The organism is Nocardia sp. NPDC003963 (assembly GCF_053605105.1).
The window spans coordinates 1,030,654-1,047,934 of sequence record NZ_JBSGIP010000001.1; the positions used below are offsets into that span (position 1 = coordinate 1,030,654).

The window sequence follows — 17,281 nt, forward strand, 5'->3', positions numbered from 1 at the left end:
GCCCTTATCTGCAGGAGGATCTGTGACCGGGATCGATGCGCCGGCCCATCCCTTCGATACCGCGATCGCCGTCGAATACACCGATGCGCACCAGTTGGCCGGTCATACCTGCGCCGACTACGCGAATATGGTCGGCCCGTTCGGGGGAGTGACCGCGGCGGCGCTGTTGCGAGCGGTGGAACGGCATCCCGAACGGCTGGGCGACCCGCTGTCGCTCACGGTGAACTACGCGGGACCGATCGCCGACGGTCCCTTCGAGATCACCGCACGGCCGATCCGCACCAACCGGACGAATCAGCACTGGCTGCTCGAACTCGTCCAGGACGGCGCGGTCGTCACCACGGCGACCGCGGTCTTCGGGATCCGGCGGGACACCTGGTCGGATCTGGAACTGACCATGCCGTCGGTTCCAGGGCCCGACGAAGCCGTACCGCAGATCTTCCCCGACTTCATCGCATGGGGCCGCAATTACGATCTACGGTTCGTCACCGGTGCCGTACCCGATATCGAGCCCACCGCCGAAATTCCGGAGAATCCGGATTCGGTGAGCACATTGTGGTTGCGCGACAGTCCGGTCCGGCCGCTCGATTTCGCCTCGCTCACCGCCATGTCGGACGCGTTCTACCCGCGTGTCTTCCTGCGCCGTGGTCGCTACCTCCCGGCCGGCACGATCTCGCTCACCGTGTATTTCCACGCGACGGCCGAGGACCTGGCGGCGCAGGGCACCGAGTATCTGCTCGGCCGGGCCCGCGCCAATCGCTTCGGCCACGGGCATTTCGACCAGAACGCCCAGCTGTGGGGCCGGGACGGCACGCTGCTCGCGACGAGCCACCAGCTGGTCTACTTCAAGGGCTGAGGCCGTTTCGAAGGCGGAGGCCGTCCGGCTCAGCCGGCGGCGGGGTCGTTCACCGCCACGATCGGCAAGCGCAGCGCGCCCGGCGCCGAATCGGGAACCACCGGGGATTTCGGCGGGACCGGTGCGATCCGGCGGTACGGCGCGTCCTGCGCGGGGCGCGGATCCTGTTCACCCTTGTTCGGCCAGTACGCGGCCGCCCGCTCGGCCTGCGCGGTGATGGTCAGCGACGGATTCACCCCGAGATTGGCCGATACCGCGGCCCCGTCCACCACGCTCAGCGTCGGATAGCCGAACACCCGGTGGTAGGCGTCGATCACCCCGGAGTCGCGGTCGGCGCCGATCGCGGCACCGCCGAGGAAATGCGCGGTGAGCGGGATATTGAAGACCTCGCCCCAGGTGCCGCCCGCGGTTCCGCCGATCTGTTCGGCCACCCGGCGGGTGGCCTCGTTGCCCGCGGGGATCCAGGTCGGGTTGGGTTGGCCGTGTCCCTGCTTGCTGGTGAGTTTGCGGCCGAACAACCCGCGGGTCGTATAGGTGGTGATGGAGTTGTCCAGATGCTGCATCACCAGCGAGATGATGGTGCGCTCGCTCCAATTGCGGACGCTGAGGAAACTGAGCAGCAGTAGGGGATGGCGCATTGCGGTGCCGAGGAACCGCAGCCAGCGCGGAACCCGGCCGCCACCGTCGACCATCAGGGTCTGCAGCAGTCCCATCGCGTTGGAGCCCCGGCCGTAGCGCACCGGTTCGATATGGGTGTCGGGGGTGGGATGGATAGACGAGGTGATCGCGACGCCGCGGGTGAAATCCTGTCCCGGGGCGAGTTTCTTGGTCGCGGCACCCACGATCGATTCGGAGTTGGTACGGGTGAGCAGGCCGAGCCGGTCGGACAGCTCGGGTAGTACCCGGCGATCCCGCATCTCGTGCAGTAGCCGCTGAGTTCCCAGAGTTCCTGCCGCGACCACGACCTGCCGTGCGGTGTAGGTGGTGCGCTGTTTGCGGAACCAGGCGCCGGTGCGCTGCGCCGACACCACCCAGCTACCGTCCGCCTGCGGCCGCAGCTCGGTGACCGTCGTCATCGGCACCACCTGCGCCCCGGCCTGTTCGGCGAGGTACAGATAGTTCTTGACGAGGGTGTTCTTCGCGCCGAATTTGCAGCCGACCATGCAGTCGCCGCATTCCAGGCATCCGGTGCGGGCCGGCCCCACTCCGCCGAAATACGGGTCGTCCACCGTTTCGCCGGGTTCGCCGAAGAACACCCCGACCGGTGTCCGTACGAAGGTCTCGCCGACGCCCATATCCTCGGCCACCTGTTTGAAAACCTCGTCCGCCGGTGTCATATGCGGGTTCTGTACCACGCCGAGCATCCGTTTCGCCTGCTCGTAGTACGGGGTGAGCTCGCCGCGCCAGTCGGTGATATCGCGCCACTGCGGGTCCTGGAAGAACGGCTCCGGCGGGACATACAGCGTGTTGGCGTAATTGAGCGATCCGCCGCCGACTCCCGCGCCCCCGAGGATGAGCACATTGCGCAGCGGGTGGATGCGCTGGATGCCGTAGCAGCCCAGTTTCGGCGCCCACAGGAATTTGCGCAGTTCCCAGCTGGTTTTCGGGAGCTCGTCGTCGGCGTAGCGGCGGCCCGCCTCCAGGACGCCGACGCGGTAGCCCTTCTCGACGAGTCGCAGGGCGGTGACACTGCCACCGAACCCGGAACCGACGATCAGAACATCGAAATCCGTGGCCGCCTCGGACATGGGGCTTCTCCTCGATTCGGATGGTCAGCAGTGACTTGCGGTAACATTAACACAGGCCGATGGGAGCAATGCTCACTATTGTTGACACTGCTCTCAAAATTGGTCAGGCTGAGGGGATGACCACCCCTCGTGCCCGCGCCCGGGTCCAGACGATGACCGATATCAAGCGGATCGCGCGCGAACATCTTGCCACCGAAGGTGCCGCCGCCCTGTCGTTACGCGCGGTGGCCCGCGATCTCGGCGTGGTCTCCTCGGCGGTCTACCGCTATGTCCGCAGCCGGGACGAACTCCTGACCCTGCTGGTGGTCGACGGCTACGACGCGCTGGGCGACGCGGTCGAAACCGCCCTCGCCGCCGCGCCCGACGACCCGATCGAACAGTTCCGCGTCACCGCGCGCACCGTCCGCTCCTGGGCCCTCGCCGAACCCGCCTGGTACGGCCTGCTGTTCGGCACCCCGGTACCCGGATACGCCGCCCCCGCCGATCGCACGGTCACGCCGGGCACCCGGGTGATCGTCACGCTGATGGGACTGTTCGACGCGGCCCACCGCCGGGGGCTGCTCGTGCCGCCCGCGGCGGCCGGGCCACCCCTCGCCGGACCGCTCGCCGGCGATTTCGTCCGGATCCGTGCCGAATTCGGGCTGGAGGTCCCGGACTGGCTGCTCGCGCGCGGACTCACTGTCTGGTGCGCGTTGTTCGGGGCCGTGAGTTTCGATGTATTCGATATGTACGGCGCTGATACCTTCTCCGACCGCGCACAGGTCTTCGAAACCCATATCGCCGCGCTGGAAACCCTGCTCGGCGTGGCGTGAGATCCGGCCCCGGAGGGCTATCCCCACCGGGGCCGGGCGGCTACTGGTCGGATTCCGTGGCGGTTCCGGCTTTCGCGGTGCCCACCTCGGAGGCAGCGGGCTCCGCGGACTTCTCCGCGACCGGATCGGCCTCGGCCACCACGACATCGATCTGTTCGCTGATGTAGCGGACGACCACCGCGACCACGGCCACCACCGGCACCGCCAGAAACGCTCCGGTGATGCCGTACAGGGTGCCACCGCCGGTGACCGCGAGCAGGACCACGACCGCATGTAGTTTCATCGTGCGGCTCTGGAGCACCGGTTGCAGCACATTGCCCTCGAGCTGCTGGACCGCGACGATGATGATGAGCACGATCAGCGCCGTGGTGAACCCGTTGCCCACCAGCGCGACGAGCACCGCCAGCGCACCCGCGACGAACGCGCCCACCATGGGAATGAACCCGCCGAGGAACGTCAGTGCCGTGAGAACTCCCCACAGCGGTACACCGAGCAGTACGAGTCCGAGGCCGATGAAGAACGCGTCGATGAAACTGACCAGCGCCTGAGTGCGGATGAATCCGCCGAGCACATCCCAGACCCGTACGAGTACTTCCTCGAAATGCCGGCCGCTGCGCCCCCCGGTGAACCTGTGCATCCACGGGACGAATTTGGGCCCGTCCTTGACGAAGAAGAAGCAGAGAATCAGCACCAGGAATATCGTGACCAGCACCGAGGTGGCGGTACTGACGCCGGTGAACACACCCGAGGCGATCTGTTCGGCACTGGACTGTACGCGCGAGACCACGGCGTCGACCGCCGAATTCAGTTGTTCGTCCCTGATGTTCAGCGGCGGGCCCTGCAGCCAGTCCCGGACGGTGTTGATTCCCTTGGTCGCCTTATCGGAGAGTTCGGGCACCTGATCGACCACCGAGGGCACGATCAAGGCGATACCACCCGCCAGCACGCCGATGAATCCGACCACCGTGAGCGAGGCCGCCGCGGCCGGCGGTAACCCCGCCTTCACCAGTAGCCGGGTCGGCGGCCACAGCACCGTGGACACCACAATCGCCAGCAGTACCGGTAACAGCACCACCCACAGGCGCGCGGCCAGGAACCCGAGAACCCAGGCCCCGGCCGCGATCGCGACCACGCATATCGCCCATTTCGCCACCCACAGCACGCCGGAGCCGAATATCTCCCCCCGATCCGGCGGCCGGGTGGCGGTGGCGGAGCGAGTGCTGTCGGCGTGGATTTCCTTCTCCCCGTTCACCCGGCCAGTCTCGCATGCCCGGTCCGCCCGGGCACCGCACCGGACCGGGCCGAACAGGTCACAGCGCCACGCCGGGATTGAGGATGCCGCGCGGATCGAACGCCCGGCGCAGCTCACGCTGCACCGATACGTTCACGGGGTCGAGCTCCCGGGTGAGCCAGCTCGCCTTGAGCCGCCCGATGCCGTGTTCACCGGTGACGGTGCCACCGAGCGCGAGTGCCGCCGCCGTGACCGCGTCGAAAGCGGCGGTTGCCGCGGCGACCGAACCGTCGTCCGCACCGTCGAAAATGATCGTCGGATGCAGATTCCCGTCCCCGGCGTGGCCGAACACACCGATGGTGAGCCCGGTATCCGTCGCGACCCGTTCGACAGCTCGGATGAGATCGACGACCTTCGCCCGCGGTACACAGACATCGTCGAGCAGCCAGTCGCCGAGCCGCTCCAGCGCGGGCAGCGCCAGCCGCCGCGTCTCGAGCAGCATCTCCGATTCCGCGGCCGAATCGCTACGCCCGACCTCCGCACCCGCCTCGGCGCAGATATCGGCCACCCGGGTGAGTATCTGGTCGGCGTCGGCGGAGTCCGCCTGCACGAGGAGCATCGCCGCGGCCTCACCCAGCCCCATCTTCGCGTGCGCGTCCACGGCGCGCAGGGTCGTCCGGTCCAGGATCTCCACCGCCGAGCACGGGACCCCGGCGGCGGTGATCGCGGCCACCGCCGCACCCGCCGCGGCCAGCTCGGCGAAGGTCGCCACCACCGTGGCGGCGGGTCCGGGCGCCGGTACCAGGCGCACGGTGATCTCGGTGACGACACCCAACGTCCCCTCCGAACCGACGAACAGCCCGGTCAGGTCGTAGCCCGCCACCCCCTTGACCGTGCGGGTCCCGGTCCGCATCACCCGGCCGTCGGCGAGCACCACCTCGAGCGCCACCACGAAATCACCGGTCACCCCGTACTTCACACAGCACATACCACCCGCGCCGGTGGCCACATTCCCGCCGAGCGTGCAAAATGCCACCGAACCGGGGTCCGGCGGATACAGCAGCCCCTGCGCGGCGACCGCTGCCCGCAGCTCACCGGTCACCACCCCGGGTTGCGCGACGGCCAGCCGTTCCACCGGATCGATACCGAGGATCGCGTCCATCCGGTGCAGCGAGAGCACCACCCCGCCCGATACCGCGTTGGCGCCGCCGCTCAACCCACTGCCCGCACCCCGCAGCACCACGGGTACCCGCAGGTCGTGACAGGCCCGCAGACAAGCGGACACTTCCGCGGTACTACGCGGTGCGAGCACCGCGAACGGTATCCCGGCCTCGGTGAACCGTGATTGGTCCCGCTGGTACCCGGCGATGATCCCGGGGTCACCGATCACGATCTCCGCCGCCAGATCGCCCAGCGCGCCCGCCAACTCCGTCCGGCGATCGACCGCCGCCGATGTCATCGAGCGGCTCCCGCACCCACCTGGGCACCGGCCGCCGGCGCCGCGGCGACCGGCGGCCACCCCTGGGCCAGCAGCATGTCCCGCAACGTCCGTTTGACGATCTTGCCGTACCCGGATTTCGGCAGTTCCTCCCACACCACGACGTGGCGCGGCACCTTGTAACCCGCCAGTTTCGCGCGCAGGAACTCCCGCACCGCCTCGCCGTCGACCGCGCCACCCGGGCGCGGCACACACACGGCCACCCCGATCTCGCCCCATTTCGGATCGGGCATCCCCAGTACCGCCGCCTCACCCACATCCGGATGCTGCAGCAGTTTCTCCTCGATATCGCGCGGAAAGATGTTCGAACCGCCGGAAATGTACATATCCGAGGCTCGGCCGGTCACGTAGAGGAAGCCCGTATCGTCGAACATGCCCAGGTCACCGGTCCGGAACCAGCCGTCGCGGAACGCCGCCGCGTTCGCTTCCGGATTATCGAGGTAACCGTGACAGACCGCCGGCCCGGCCACACAGATCTCGCCCTGCGCACCGGACGGGAGTTCACCGCCGTCGTCGTCCTGGATGCTGATCTGCATACCGGTGCGCGGGACACCACAGGTTCCGAATTCCACGCCCGCCGGGCGGGGATGGTCGTGGGCATCGGGCGGCAGCACGGTGATATTGCCGGTGACCTCACCCAGTCCGTAGTACTGCACGAGCACATCGCCGAGCACCCGCCGCGCGTTCTCCTGATCCGCGATGTACATCGGGGCCCCGGCGTAGATCACGTAGCGCAGCGAGGAATGATCCCGGGTCCGCGCGGCCGGATGTTCGGCCAGCATCTTGAGAATGGTCGGCACCGTGAACATATTGCTGACCCGTTCCTGCTCGACCAGCCGCCACACCTCGTCGCCGTCGAGACCCGCGGCGACCGGGATGACCGTACGGGCACCGCGCGCGATCTGTGGCAGCAGATGGATACCCGCACCGTGCGACAGCGGCGCCACCGCCAGCGATACATCGCCGGCTCCGGTGCCGGGCATGAGATCGCACAGATGGTTCAGGGTTACGAAACCCATCTGCTCGTGGGTGAGGACCGCGGCTTTCGGGGTGCCCGAGGTCCCGGAGGTGAAGAAATACCAGGCGTGCTGTCCGACGGTGACGTCCTGGTCACCCAACCGGGCCCCGTCCTGCGGTATCCCGGACACGGCGTCCGGTCCGCCGCCGCCGATGAGCATCGTGCCGCAGTCCAGCCCTCCGGCGGCCGCGATCTCGGGCACCTGCTCGGTCAGGCTCTCGTGGATCAGCAGCAGTCGCGGCCGGCAGACGCCCGCGATCACCGCGATATCAGCGGCGGTGAGGCGGAAGTTGGTGGGCGCCAGCACCGCACCGACCCGCCAGGTCGCCAGCATCGCCTGCACGAATTCCGGGTGATTGGGACTGTGCAGCATGACGCAGTCGCCGGTCCGGACACCGCGGCTGCGCAGCTGCGCGGCGAGTAACGACACCCGATCGTCGAGTTCCCGCCACGTCCACCGGGTATCCCCGTGCACCAGAGCGTCCCGGTCGCCGAACCGGCGCGCGGTCTGGGTCAGGAAATGCGCGAGATTCATCGCGCGAGCCGACGGGGTCCCCATCACGCGACCTCCAGCACCGACGCGTAGTTCGCCACCGCGGCGCCGCCCATATTGAACACCGCCGCCCGCTCGGCTTTCGGCAACTGCATCTCGCCGGCCTCCCCGGTCAGCTGCAGCGCGGCCATCACATGCTGGGATACACCGGTGGCACCGACCGGGTGTCCCTTCGATTTCAGCCCCCCGGACACGTTCACCGGTAACCGGCCGTCCCGTTCGGTGATGCCCTCGGCGAGCACGGTGGCACCTCTGCCCGGTTCGGCCAGTCCGAACGCTTCGTACTGGATCAGTTCCGCCAGGGTGAAGCAGTCGTGGGTTTCGATGAGATCCAGCCCGTCCAACCCGATACCGGCATCGCCCAGAGCGCGGCCGAAGGCCCGCCGCGCCCCATCGAAGGCCACCGGATCGGCCCGGTCGGCGACAGCGAAAACATCATTGGCGTGCGCCCGCGCCGCCACTCGCACCCGCCGTCGGGCAGTGCGCGCGATATCGGCCGAGGCCACCACCAGTGCCGCCGCCCCGTCGGAGACCAGCGAACAATCGGTCCGCAGCAACCGTCCCGCGGTCACCGGATTCTTCGCCGATGGGGTCGAGCAGAATTCGAAACCCAGATCGCGCCGCATCTGCGCCCAGGGGTTCGCGACACCGTTGCGATGGTTCTTCGCCGCGATCTGTGCCAGCGCTACGCGCGGATCACCGTACCGGTCGGCGTAGATATCGGCGAGCCGTCCGAATATCGCCGCGAAACTACCGGCGCTTTCTTCGGTACGGCGATAACTGGCCCCCAGCAGCGCGTCGTTGACGACTTCCGACCCGACCCCGGTCATCTTCTCCGCGCCCACCACCAGGGCGATCCGGCCGCGGCCGGACTGGATATGGTCCATCGCCGCGTGCAGTGCGGCGCTGCCGGTGGCGCACGCGTTCTCCTGGCGTGCGGCCGGAATGCGGGCGAGTTCGGGCCGTCCCGCACCCAGCAGCGCGGCCTCGAAGGATTGCCTGGAGAAGCCGGAGTTGAAAACGCCCACGAAGGCCGCGTCCACATCGTCGGCGGCCAGTCCGGCATCGGCCACGGCGGCGGTGGACACCTCGGCCATGAGGTCCTCGACGGTGACCTCGGGGGCGGTCTTACCGAAAACGGTATGCGCCCACCCGATCAGGAAGGGATCAGTGCTCATAGGGCCAGTGTGTGAGACGGCTTACTCCGATACCACCTCGGCCTGACGGGAGATCCCGGGGCCGGTTCCTCGCTTTGTAGGAAAGCAGTGGGACAGTGAGCGCATGGCGGAACGCGAATTACAACGCCTCGTCGACACCCTCGCCGAACAACTCGGCCGGTCGGTGGTGCTCGACGACCCCGAGGTCAATCTCATCGTGGCCAGCCGCCACTTCGGTGATGCCGACGAACAGCGCGTCCGCGCGGTATTGCAACGCGATGTCGGCGGCGCCGCGATCGGCTACATCCTGGGGCAGGGGGTCACCCGCTGGAACGGCCCGGGGGTGATCCCGGCGCGTCCGGACCTGGGTATGAAGAGCCGGTTGTGCCATCCGATCCGCTGGCAGGGCCAGCTGCTGGGGCTGCTGTTGGTGATCGACGACGACCAGTCCATCACGGAGCTGGAGACGGACGAAGTGATCCGCACCGGCCGTGAGATCGGGGTACTGCTGCTCGGCGAACTGCTCGGGCAGGACCGGCTGCGCCGGGAGGTGGAGGCAGCGGTCGCCGATCTGCTCGGCCCCGATCCTGCCCGGCGCGGCGCCGCGATCCGCGACCTGGACCGCCACACCGCACTGCGGCACGCCCCCCAGGTATCGGTCACGGCGGTGGAATCGACGCGCGCGGGAGCCACCCCGGATGCCACCGAAACCGCCCAGGCGCTGCGGATCGCGACCGCCGGAGTGGCCCGGTCGCGTTCCGGCTACGCGGTCGGAGTCGTACTCGGGAACAGGGGAGTGCTGGTGCAGACCTGGGACCGGCCGCCCGGACCGGAACGACTCCGGGAACAGGCCGCCGAACTCCGGGAGTCGGTTATCCGGGTCCTGGGGCCACATACGTCGTCGATCGCCGGAGTCGGACGTGTATACGACAACATGCTCGACGCCCATCGCTCGTACAGCGAAGCCGAGACGGCTCTGCGGGCTGCCGACCGGGTGGCTGCTGTCGGGGGTACGGCGCTCGCCGCGGATCTGGGACCACTGGAACTCCTGCTGAAGATCCCCGAGGCCGAGCTCACCGAGGCATCACTACCCGAACCGCTGCGCCGCTTGCGTGCCCACGATCGGCAGGGTCGTCTCGTACATACGTTGCGCTGCTATCTCGACCACGCCGGTTCGTCCCCGGCGACCGCGGAAGCGCTGCACCTGCACCGCACCTCTCTGTACTACCGGCTCCAGCGGATCGAGGAATTCGCCGGTGTGGATCTCGACGACGGCCGGGCCCGGCTCGAGTTGCATCTCGGTGTCTACCTGCTGGACCTGCTGGAGCGCGCCCCGTGACTTTCCTACAAAGCGTGGAAAAAGCCCGCTCAGATCCCAACGCCTGACGGTCGTGACCCCGATCACATGCGATGCACCATCGTGACGTGACGCAATCCGATACCTTCCAGAGCTCCGGCGCGAGCCACACCTCCGGCCCACCGACCGTGGGCATCGTCGGGGTCGGCGCGATGGGCCTGCCCATGGCTCGCAGGCTGCATGCGCACGGGTTTCCCATCCGGGCCGCCGATATCGCACCGGACCGGGTCGAGCAGTGCCGCGCCGAGGGTATGCGTGCCGCTACCGAGCTCGGGGTCGTCGCCGGTAGCGATATCGTCCTGGCCATGGTCGCCACCGGCCGGCAGTTGTGCGATCTGCTCGCCGACCCGGTGATCACCGGCGGCGGGTTGCGCGGCGCGGTACTGGTGGTCATGAGCACCGTGGGCCCCGAACAGCTCCGCGACGCGGCCGCCCTGGCCGAACGCCACGGGGTCCGCGTCCTCGATTGCCCGGTCACCGGCGGTGTCCGGGGCGCAACCGCCGGCCGCCTGACCCTCTTCGCCGCCGGCCCCGAATCCGTGCTGGACGCCGCCCGCCCGGCGCTCGCCGTCGTCGGTACCGTCCGTCCGGTCGGGTCGCGTCTCGGCGACGGCCAATCGTTCAAACTGGTCAATCAGATGCTCGCCGGAATCCATCTGGCCGCCGCCGGTGAGGCGATCGCGTTCGCCGAACGGCTCGGTCTCGATCCGGCACTGGTCCAGGAACTGCTGACGACCGGCGCCGCGTCCTCCTGGATGCTCACCGACCGCGGCCCCCGTATGTGCCTGCCCGCCGATCGGCGTTCCACCGAAACGCAGTTGTCGGTCTTCGTCAAGGACAGTCATCTGGTCCGCGCCGCAGCCGAGGGCAGCGGCGCCCACGCACCCCTCACCCGGGCCGCGGGCCTGGCCTGGGTGGCGGCCGACGAACTGGGCCTCGGCGCCGCCGACGACTCCGGCATCGTCGAGGTCTTCCGCCGCGGCTGATCGCTCTCCCCGCCCGCCGGACCTGCCGCCCCGTGCCGCCCCGGCGGAATGTCTACCTACGATCGAAAGTCATATGATGTCCGATTCCACCGCCGCAGCGCTGCGTCCCGTGGTGCGCCGTAAAGTCCTCGTCCGGCTGATGCCGTTCCTTCTGCTCTGCTATTTCGTCAACTACCTCGACCGCAGCAATATCGGTATCGCCGGTCCGAACGGGATGAACGAGGCGCTCGGGCTCACCGCGACCATGTTCGGTATCGCGTCGGGAATCTTCTTCATCGGCTACATCCTGCTCGAGGTGCCCAGCAATCTGGCGCTGCACCGTTTCGGGGCCCGGATCTGGATCGCCCGCATCCTCATCAGCTGGGGTGTGGTCGCCGCGCTGACGGCGTTCGTACAGAACGCCACCATGCTCTACTGCCTGCGTTTCCTGCTGGGCGTGGCAGAGGCCGGTTTCACCCCGGGCATCCTGCTCTACCTCACCTACTGGTTCGCCCAGCGTGACCGGGCCCAGGCGTTCGCGCTCTTCCTCGTCGGCATCCCGCTGTCCTCGACCATCGGCTCGCCGCTGGCCTCCTGGCTGGTGCAGAGCGGTGAAGGCCTGTTCGGACTCGACGGCTGGCGGTTCATGATCCTGGTGACCGGATTGCCGGCGGTGCTGCTGGGCCTGGCCTGTCTGTTCGTCCTGCCCGACCGTCCCGCGAACGCCTCCTGGCTGACCCCCGACGAACGCGCCGTGCTGGAAGCCGATATCGCCGCCGACGCCGGACAGACGAACTCCGGCCACAGCGTCCGCGGCGTTCTCGGCAACCGCAAGGTCTGGTTGCTCGGTCTCGGCTACTTCGGGCTCGTCTACGGCCTGTACGCGATCAGCTTCTTCCTGCCCACCATCATCGACGGTTTCCAGGACCGGTTCGGTGTCACCTATTCGATCGTCGAGGTCGGTCTGCTGACGGCCGTACCCTACGGCTGCGCGGTCCTGTTCACGCTGTTCTGGGCCTGGCATTCCCGTGCCCGCGACGAGGTCCCGCTGCATGTCGCGGGATCGGCCGTCCTGGGTGCGACCGGAATCCTGCTCGCGATCTGGGTCGATTCACCGTTCGGGATACTCGTCGGCGTCGCGCTCGCGGCGATGGGCCTGTGCTCGGGTATCCCGCTCTGCTTCGGGATGTCGACGAAATTCCTCGCCGGCACCGCCGCGGCTGCCGGACTCGCACTGGTCAACACGATCGGCAACCTCGGCGGCTTCGCCGGCCCCTACATCTTCGGCTGGGTCAAGGACCTCACCGGAACCGACGACACCGGCCTCTATCTGATCGCCGGACTATCGGCCATGTCCGCGGTGATCGCCTTCGCGGTATCGCGCTGGCGGTCCCTCGGCCCCGCCGACGGACCGCAGGAACCGGCCGCGAAAACCAGCGGAACATCCACGCCGCCCGTCGAGGTCGGCTGAGCGGACCGAAGCGACCGGGTCACCGTGGCGCGGCTCAGCGCGGCACGGTGACCCGGTCGACGCAGCTGGTGAGTCCGTCGACGATCGAGCAGGTGGCGGGCCCCCGGGTCGGCCGGTAGTCGCTCGGTACCCCACCGTTCCCGGTGATCGCGGTATAGGCGGCCACGGCGTCGGTGGGCCGGCGGGTGAGGGTGGGATCGCCGAGGACATCGACGGTATAGAGACCGAATCGGGGGGTGTAGGAACCCCATTCGTAATTATCGGTCAGGCTCCAGTAGTTGTAGCCCATCACGTTCATACCGTCGGCTGCCGCGCGCTGTAGCCAGTAGACGGTATCGCGCAGCAGATCGGCGCGGGTGTAGCCGTCCGCCCGTGGCTTCCCGTTCTCGGTGGGCATGCCGTTCTCGACGATGTACAGAGGTTTGCCCGGAAAGCGTTTCGCGTAGTGGTCGAGCGCGTAATAGATACCCTCGGCCTGCAGCGACAGTGTCCACAGCTTGCCGGGGTCGGGGATCCGAGCAAGTACCCCGGCGGGGGAGAACCCGTAGTAGTAGTCGATACCGATGTAGTCGAGTTTCGCGCCGACCCGGTCGATGAACGCGCCGTTGACGATATCTTCGGCAGTGGGAATGTAGGCGACATTGCTGCTCACCATCGCCCCGGGTTGCACGCGGTGGATATGGTCGTAGGCCGCGTTGTGCGCGGACGCCATCCGATCCTGCATCGCGGGGATATCGGTCAACCCGATTCCACCGTGGCGCACCTCGTTCATCAGATATACCGCGGGTTCGTTGAAGGTGATCCACAGCGGATCGTGCCGCGCGTACCGATCGACCACTGTCCGCGCGTTGGCCAGCCAGTCGTCGACCATCCCGGCGCGCCGCCAACCACCCATATCCACCTGCCAACCGGGATAGACCCAGTGGTCGAGGGTCAGCATCGGCCGCATACCCGCGGCGCGGATGGCCCCGACGACCTCGTCGTAGAAGCGGAACCCGTCCTCGTCCCATTCGCCCGGTCGCGGTTGTACCCGCGCCCATTCGATCCCGATCCGGTAGGCGCGCACCCCGAGTTTCCGGGCCAGGGCGATATCGGAGCGGTAGCGCGAGTGGAAGTCGACGGACTCGCGATAGGGGTCGTCGGTTTTCCCGGCCGCTATATAGCGAGTCCAATTGCTGTCCGGCGCATGACCTTCGGACTGGAATCCGGAGGACGCGACGCCCCACAGGAAGTCGGGTCCGAGCGGCGCGACCTCGACCGGGGGAGCGGGGCGGGCACCCGCCTGTCCCGCTCCGAATACGATAGTGCCGGCGGCTATCGCGCTGGTGGTCAGAAATCGGCGACGGTTCACGGGGCCCATCGGATCGTCTCCTGTTCTCTGTTCGTCATCGCGGCGCTCGCACCAGACTAACGGCGCAGCAACGTAATCGGGCCGAAGCGGACGTATCCCGACCGGCCGCAGGCCAGAGGAGTGATGTGCGACCAGGCCGGAGAAACTGTCCCGGCCGGCGACGCGTTCTGCGTAACTCCGATTCTCCCGAGGGCCGTCGCCGGGTCACGTTTTTAAACAAGTAACTATCTAGATATGCGCATCTACCTATGTATCTACCGTTTGCAGTAATCGCACCCGGGGGAGCGATTTGTCATGGACGGCACCGGGTGATGCGCGGATGGCGTCTCGTCTCATCCCCAGGTGAGGGGATCCAGGTGAAGGTAGAAGTTCAAGCGGTTACGGTCCAGGCCGAGGCCGTACCTGTCCGCGAACGCCGTGTCCGCAGCCAGCGCCTGCTCCTCGTTCTCCCAGGTTTCCCGTGCGTTGGCGAGCAGGAGAGCCAGATCGGCGTAACGATCGGCAGTCCCGAGACGGCCCAGGTCGATGAATCCGGACAACTGGAGTGTTTCCGGGTCCACAACGATATTGGGGAGGCACAGGTCTCCGTGACAGACGACGGTGTCCACGGCCTCGTGGGCGATCATTCGCGCGATATCGGGTTCGAGGCGGGCCAGTAGTTCCTCAGGCGGTGTCCGCTGCTGCTCGACGGGAAGGAACTCCGGGTTCACGGCATTACGGCCGACGACGTCACCCGCGATGGTGACCATCGTGTCCAAACGTCGGTCGAACGGGCACCGTTGCGTCGGTAGTTCGTGCAGCCCACGCACTGCGTCCGCGATGTGTTCCCAGGCCGCGTGGAGATTCGCGGCCGGTAGCCGATCCGCGGAAACGCCGGAGACTGCACTGGTCACCAGCATCGCTCCTACCTCGTCGGAGTGCCAGTCGAGCACCCGTGGACCTGGCACGCCCTGGTCGGCCAGCCATTCGACACGATCGTGCTCTGCCTGCAGTGCGGCGGTCTCCGTGGCGGGCACGCATTTGGCGTATCGGGTGATGTCCTCGTTGCGAAAGACTTGGGCGCCCGACTCACCTGTAGTGACAGGTGACCAGTCTTCGATGCTGTATCCCGCACTCGCCAGTATTGTTCGCCGGTCGCGGTTGCTGCTCATTCCGGCCACTGTAGCCAGTCGACACCCCGCACCCGCTCGGCCCCACGGGCGGCGCCCGCTTGTGATCCGAGGCCACCAGCGGCCCGAAACACTTGCTACCCGATTCCGAAAGCCTGCGCGCTCCGAATCACATCGCCGACCTCATACCGACCCAGGTCGCGCACTGCCTTGTCGGCGCGGTATGCACGACATCGCCAACATGGTGGGCACAGTGCTGAACCATTTCTGGTACCCGGTCCAATCGGTGACAGGTATGTCTTCGTGCGGTAGAGAAGGTGGTTCGTGAATTCCGGTGATCACCAGTCCGTGCCGGGTCAGCTGTTCTGCGTACCACGAGAGTGGGCGGTGGTAGTGGCGATGTCCACCGAACGACTCGATCCACCGGACTTCATGATCCAGATAGCCGGTGACCTTGCGATAGCGTTCCCCGCCGGGGCTCTCGTCGACGATCTCACGGCTGAAGAAGGCCGGATGCAGTATGGAGAAAATGAAGACGCCTTCGTCTCGCAGTGCCGCCTCGATATCGGTGAACAGCCGGTCCAGGACAGGTACGTCCATGAGAACCATATGCGCGACGATCCGGTCGTATCGGTGGGCCGGGGCAGGAAGTCCGAGCGTCAGATCGTGCTGACGGAAGTCGATTCCGGGGTAGTGCGTTCGCGCGGTGGTCAACAGTGCCTCGCTGCCGTCGATACCCCTGACGCGGGCGCCGGCCCGTCGGATGCACTCGGCCAGCCAGCCGTGCCCGCATCCCAGGTCCAGGACATCGAGATCGGTGACCGGCCCCAGCTGAGACCACAGGAATCCGTGTATCCGCCGGTAGAAACTGTCGCCGGGACCGGATACCGTCGCGGCATAACTGTCGGCGGCCGCATCCCATAACCGCAGATCGTCAGAGCTGTCCTTCATCGGAAGAGCCTGCCCGGAATCGGCGGAGCGAGCAACCTCACCCATCGTCACACCCGCTGACGACCGTGCCGCCTCGACCATGGAATCGAACGAGATATTCCGCCCCGCTCCGACCGGAGTAACAAAGGATTATCCGATGACGAGTACCGGTGCTCCTGTGGGTCCGATGGGCGGTAGCGGGGTAGGGGAGTGGCGGGGACAGAAACCGATCCGCGCCCGCGCCGGTTCGATCGAGGTCCGCAAAAGGTCGAGATCGGCGGCCCGGCGCCGGCGAGCGAACTGGATCAGGTGGAATCGTTGTGCACGACCTTTCGATAAAGAGCGATACAACGATATGCGCATCCAGACATGTTAGTTATCTACCACTCAACCAACCAAACGGACTGAAGGCTGTTCCCCAAAAAGCAACTAGGACAAGGGAGGGTCTTCCTGCGGTATCGCACCGATACCGCAGGAAGACCGTTACGGCCGGTCAGCTCACCGGTTCCGCCAGGATCTCTCCGATCCGGGCCAGATGCGCGGCCCGGCCTTCGGCGCGATCCCCGAGCGCACCTGCTGACCGGCGCGCACTGGGACACCGCACGAGCCGTCGGCGATGCTCGCCGAGCACGCCGAAGCACCAGCCGACCAGCAACGGCTGGTCCACCCCAGTCGCCTCGACTACTGCGTCGACGTCTCGCAGACACCCCTCGAAGGAATAGTCCGCCGACCGCTTCGACCCGCCGCGAGCCCGCTCGTCGTAGGTGACATGCCGCCACTGCGGGCCGAGCTCGGCAATCACACGTCGCCAGGACCGCTGACTGGCATAGGAGCCGTTCAGATACACAACGGGACGGCCGGGGCCTTCGGTGTCGGTGACCGACAGGGCCGTGTCATCGACGGGCACCATGCCTGCCCAATATGAAGTGGATGAACGAGTCGTGTGACCAGCCTTCACCTTGACCTCGGGTCAAGGTCAAGCTAGACCCGCGACGCCACCCGGTCGAGTGCCCGTGGCCACGCCTTGCAGGTGACCGACGCAATCACCGGACCGTCCGTGTCACCAAACCATCCTTTGACGACAGGGCGCCGGACCGGCCGGCCCCCGGATACGGGGCCCGCCGCGCCGGCGAAATCCAGCTGTAGGTTTCGCGTTGGGACTGCTCACGCACGCGGTCAGCGACTGGAACGGCGCCGGGCAGCCGGATCGCTGTCGGCTTGATAT

General features: G+C 67.3%; 14 protein-coding genes. 5 read left to right on the plus strand and 9 right to left on the minus strand.

The window, feature by feature from the left end:
- Positions 1–22 precede the first annotated feature (22 nt).
- Positions 23–856: an acyl-CoA thioesterase gene (locus ACWEWT_RS04815; protein ID WP_452556204.1), complete on the plus strand. Its 834-nt coding sequence runs from the start codon at positions 23–25 to the stop codon at positions 854–856.
- A gap of 29 nt (positions 857–885) precedes the next feature.
- On the opposite strand, the gene ACWEWT_RS04820 is transcribed toward ACWEWT_RS04815, so the two are convergent.
- Positions 886–2,604 (minus strand): GMC family oxidoreductase N-terminal domain-containing protein, encoded by a 1,719-nt coding sequence (locus ACWEWT_RS04820; protein ID WP_452556206.1) that lies wholly within the window; start codon positions 2,602–2,604, stop codon positions 886–888.
- A 116-nt stretch (positions 2,605–2,720) separates the two neighbouring features.
- Between ACWEWT_RS04820 and ACWEWT_RS04825 the strand changes: the two genes are divergently transcribed.
- Positions 2,721–3,416: a TetR/AcrR family transcriptional regulator gene (locus tag ACWEWT_RS04825; protein WP_452556208.1), complete on the plus strand. Its 696-nt coding sequence runs from the start codon at positions 2,721–2,723 to the stop codon at positions 3,414–3,416.
- A gap of 40 nt (positions 3,417–3,456) precedes the next feature.
- Here the strand turns inward: ACWEWT_RS04825 and ACWEWT_RS04830 are convergent, their stop codons facing one another.
- The 4 genes from ACWEWT_RS04830 to ACWEWT_RS04845 are packed head-to-tail and all read right to left on the minus strand — an operon-like array spanning position 3,457 to position 8,894.
- Positions 3,457–4,668 carry an AI-2E family transporter gene (locus ACWEWT_RS04830; RefSeq protein WP_452556210.1) on the minus strand — a complete coding sequence of 404 codons (1,212 nt, stop codon included), beginning with the start codon at positions 4,666–4,668 and terminating at the stop codon, positions 3,457–3,459.
- Positions 4,669–4,726: 58 nt separating this feature from the next.
- Positions 4,727–6,106, minus strand: a complete 1,380-nt coding sequence (locus ACWEWT_RS04835) for an FAD-binding oxidoreductase (protein WP_452556212.1) — start codon at positions 6,104–6,106, stop codon at positions 4,727–4,729.
- The gene (locus ACWEWT_RS04840; RefSeq protein WP_452556214.1) at positions 6,103–7,722 is read right to left on the minus strand and encodes an AMP-binding protein; all 1,620 of its coding nucleotides are present in this window, start codon (positions 7,720–7,722) and stop codon (positions 6,103–6,105) included. The genes ACWEWT_RS04835 and ACWEWT_RS04840 overlap by 4 nt, the downstream gene beginning before the upstream one ends.
- The gene (locus ACWEWT_RS04845) at positions 7,722–8,894 is read right to left on the minus strand and encodes a thiolase domain-containing protein (RefSeq protein WP_452556216.1); all 1,173 of its coding nucleotides are present in this window, start codon (positions 8,892–8,894) and stop codon (positions 7,722–7,724) included. The genes ACWEWT_RS04840 and ACWEWT_RS04845 overlap by 1 nt, the downstream gene beginning before the upstream one ends.
- A gap of 103 nt (positions 8,895–8,997) precedes the next feature.
- Here ACWEWT_RS04845 and ACWEWT_RS04850 point away from each other — a divergent pair, with 103 nt between their 5' ends.
- The 3 genes from ACWEWT_RS04850 (at position 8,998) to ACWEWT_RS04860 (ending at position 12,666) form a co-directional block, all read left to right on the plus strand.
- Complete coding sequence (locus ACWEWT_RS04850; protein ID WP_452556218.1) at positions 8,998–10,212, plus strand: PucR family transcriptional regulator; 1,215 nt, start codon at positions 8,998–9,000, stop codon at positions 10,210–10,212.
- A gap of 86 nt (positions 10,213–10,298) precedes the next feature.
- Positions 10,299–11,216, plus strand: a complete 918-nt coding sequence (locus tag ACWEWT_RS04855) for an NAD(P)-dependent oxidoreductase (protein WP_452556220.1) — start codon at positions 10,299–10,301, stop codon at positions 11,214–11,216.
- Between the two features lie 76 nt (positions 11,217–11,292).
- Positions 11,293–12,666 (plus strand): MFS transporter, encoded by a 1,374-nt coding sequence (locus ACWEWT_RS04860; protein ID WP_452556222.1) that lies wholly within the window; start codon positions 11,293–11,295, stop codon positions 12,664–12,666.
- A gap of 34 nt (positions 12,667–12,700) precedes the next feature.
- Here the strand turns inward: ACWEWT_RS04860 and ACWEWT_RS04865 are convergent, their stop codons facing one another.
- The 4 genes from ACWEWT_RS04865 to ACWEWT_RS04880 all read right to left on the minus strand — a co-directional run bounded on the left by ACWEWT_RS04865 (position 12,701) and on the right by ACWEWT_RS04880 (position 16,966).
- Positions 12,701–14,026 (minus strand): family 1 glycosylhydrolase, encoded by a 1,326-nt coding sequence (locus tag ACWEWT_RS04865; protein WP_452556224.1) that lies wholly within the window; start codon positions 14,024–14,026, stop codon positions 12,701–12,703.
- Positions 14,027–14,349: 323 nt separating this feature from the next.
- Positions 14,350–15,168, minus strand: a complete 819-nt coding sequence (locus ACWEWT_RS04870) for an APH(3'') family aminoglycoside O-phosphotransferase (protein WP_452556226.1) — start codon at positions 15,166–15,168, stop codon at positions 14,350–14,352.
- A 141-nt stretch (positions 15,169–15,309) separates the two neighbouring features.
- The gene (locus ACWEWT_RS04875) at positions 15,310–16,077 is read right to left on the minus strand and encodes a class I SAM-dependent DNA methyltransferase (protein ID WP_452556227.1); all 768 of its coding nucleotides are present in this window, start codon (positions 16,075–16,077) and stop codon (positions 15,310–15,312) included.
- A gap of 472 nt (positions 16,078–16,549) precedes the next feature.
- The gene (locus ACWEWT_RS04880) at positions 16,550–16,966 is read right to left on the minus strand and encodes an alpha/beta fold hydrolase (protein WP_452556229.1); all 417 of its coding nucleotides are present in this window, start codon (positions 16,964–16,966) and stop codon (positions 16,550–16,552) included.
- Between the last annotated feature and the right edge of the window lie 315 nt (positions 16,967–17,281).

Coding starts and splice junctions, on each gene's coding strand:
- ACWEWT_RS04860 (WP_452556222.1), top strand. CDS start 11,293: ATGTCCGATTCCACCGCCGCAGCGCTGCGTCCCGTGGTGCGCCGTAAA.
- ACWEWT_RS04875 (WP_452556227.1), bottom strand. CDS start 16,077: ATGAAGGACAGCTCTGACGATCTGCGGTTATGGGATGCGGCCGCCGAC.
- ACWEWT_RS04820 (WP_452556206.1), bottom strand. CDS start 2,604: ATGTCCGAGGCGGCCACGGATTTCGATGTTCTGATCGTCGGTTCCGGG.
- ACWEWT_RS04845 (WP_452556216.1), bottom strand. CDS start 8,894: ATGAGCACTGATCCCTTCCTGATCGGGTGGGCGCATACCGTTTTCGGT.
- ACWEWT_RS04825 (WP_452556208.1), top strand. CDS start 2,721: ATGACCACCCCTCGTGCCCGCGCCCGGGTCCAGACGATGACCGATATC.
- ACWEWT_RS04835 (WP_452556212.1), bottom strand. CDS start 6,106: ATGACATCGGCGGCGGTCGATCGCCGGACGGAGTTGGCGGGCGCGCTG.
- ACWEWT_RS04840 (WP_452556214.1), bottom strand. CDS start 7,722: ATGGGGACCCCGTCGGCTCGCGCGATGAATCTCGCGCATTTCCTGACC.
- ACWEWT_RS04880 (WP_452556229.1), bottom strand. CDS start 16,966: ATGGTGCCCGTCGATGACACGGCCCTGTCGGTCACCGACACCGAAGGC.
- ACWEWT_RS04850 (WP_452556218.1), top strand. CDS start 8,998: ATGGCGGAACGCGAATTACAACGCCTCGTCGACACCCTCGCCGAACAA.
- ACWEWT_RS04870 (WP_452556226.1), bottom strand. CDS start 15,168: ATGAGCAGCAACCGCGACCGGCGAACAATACTGGCGAGTGCGGGATAC.
- ACWEWT_RS04865 (WP_452556224.1), bottom strand. CDS start 14,026: ATGGGCCCCGTGAACCGTCGCCGATTTCTGACCACCAGCGCGATAGCC.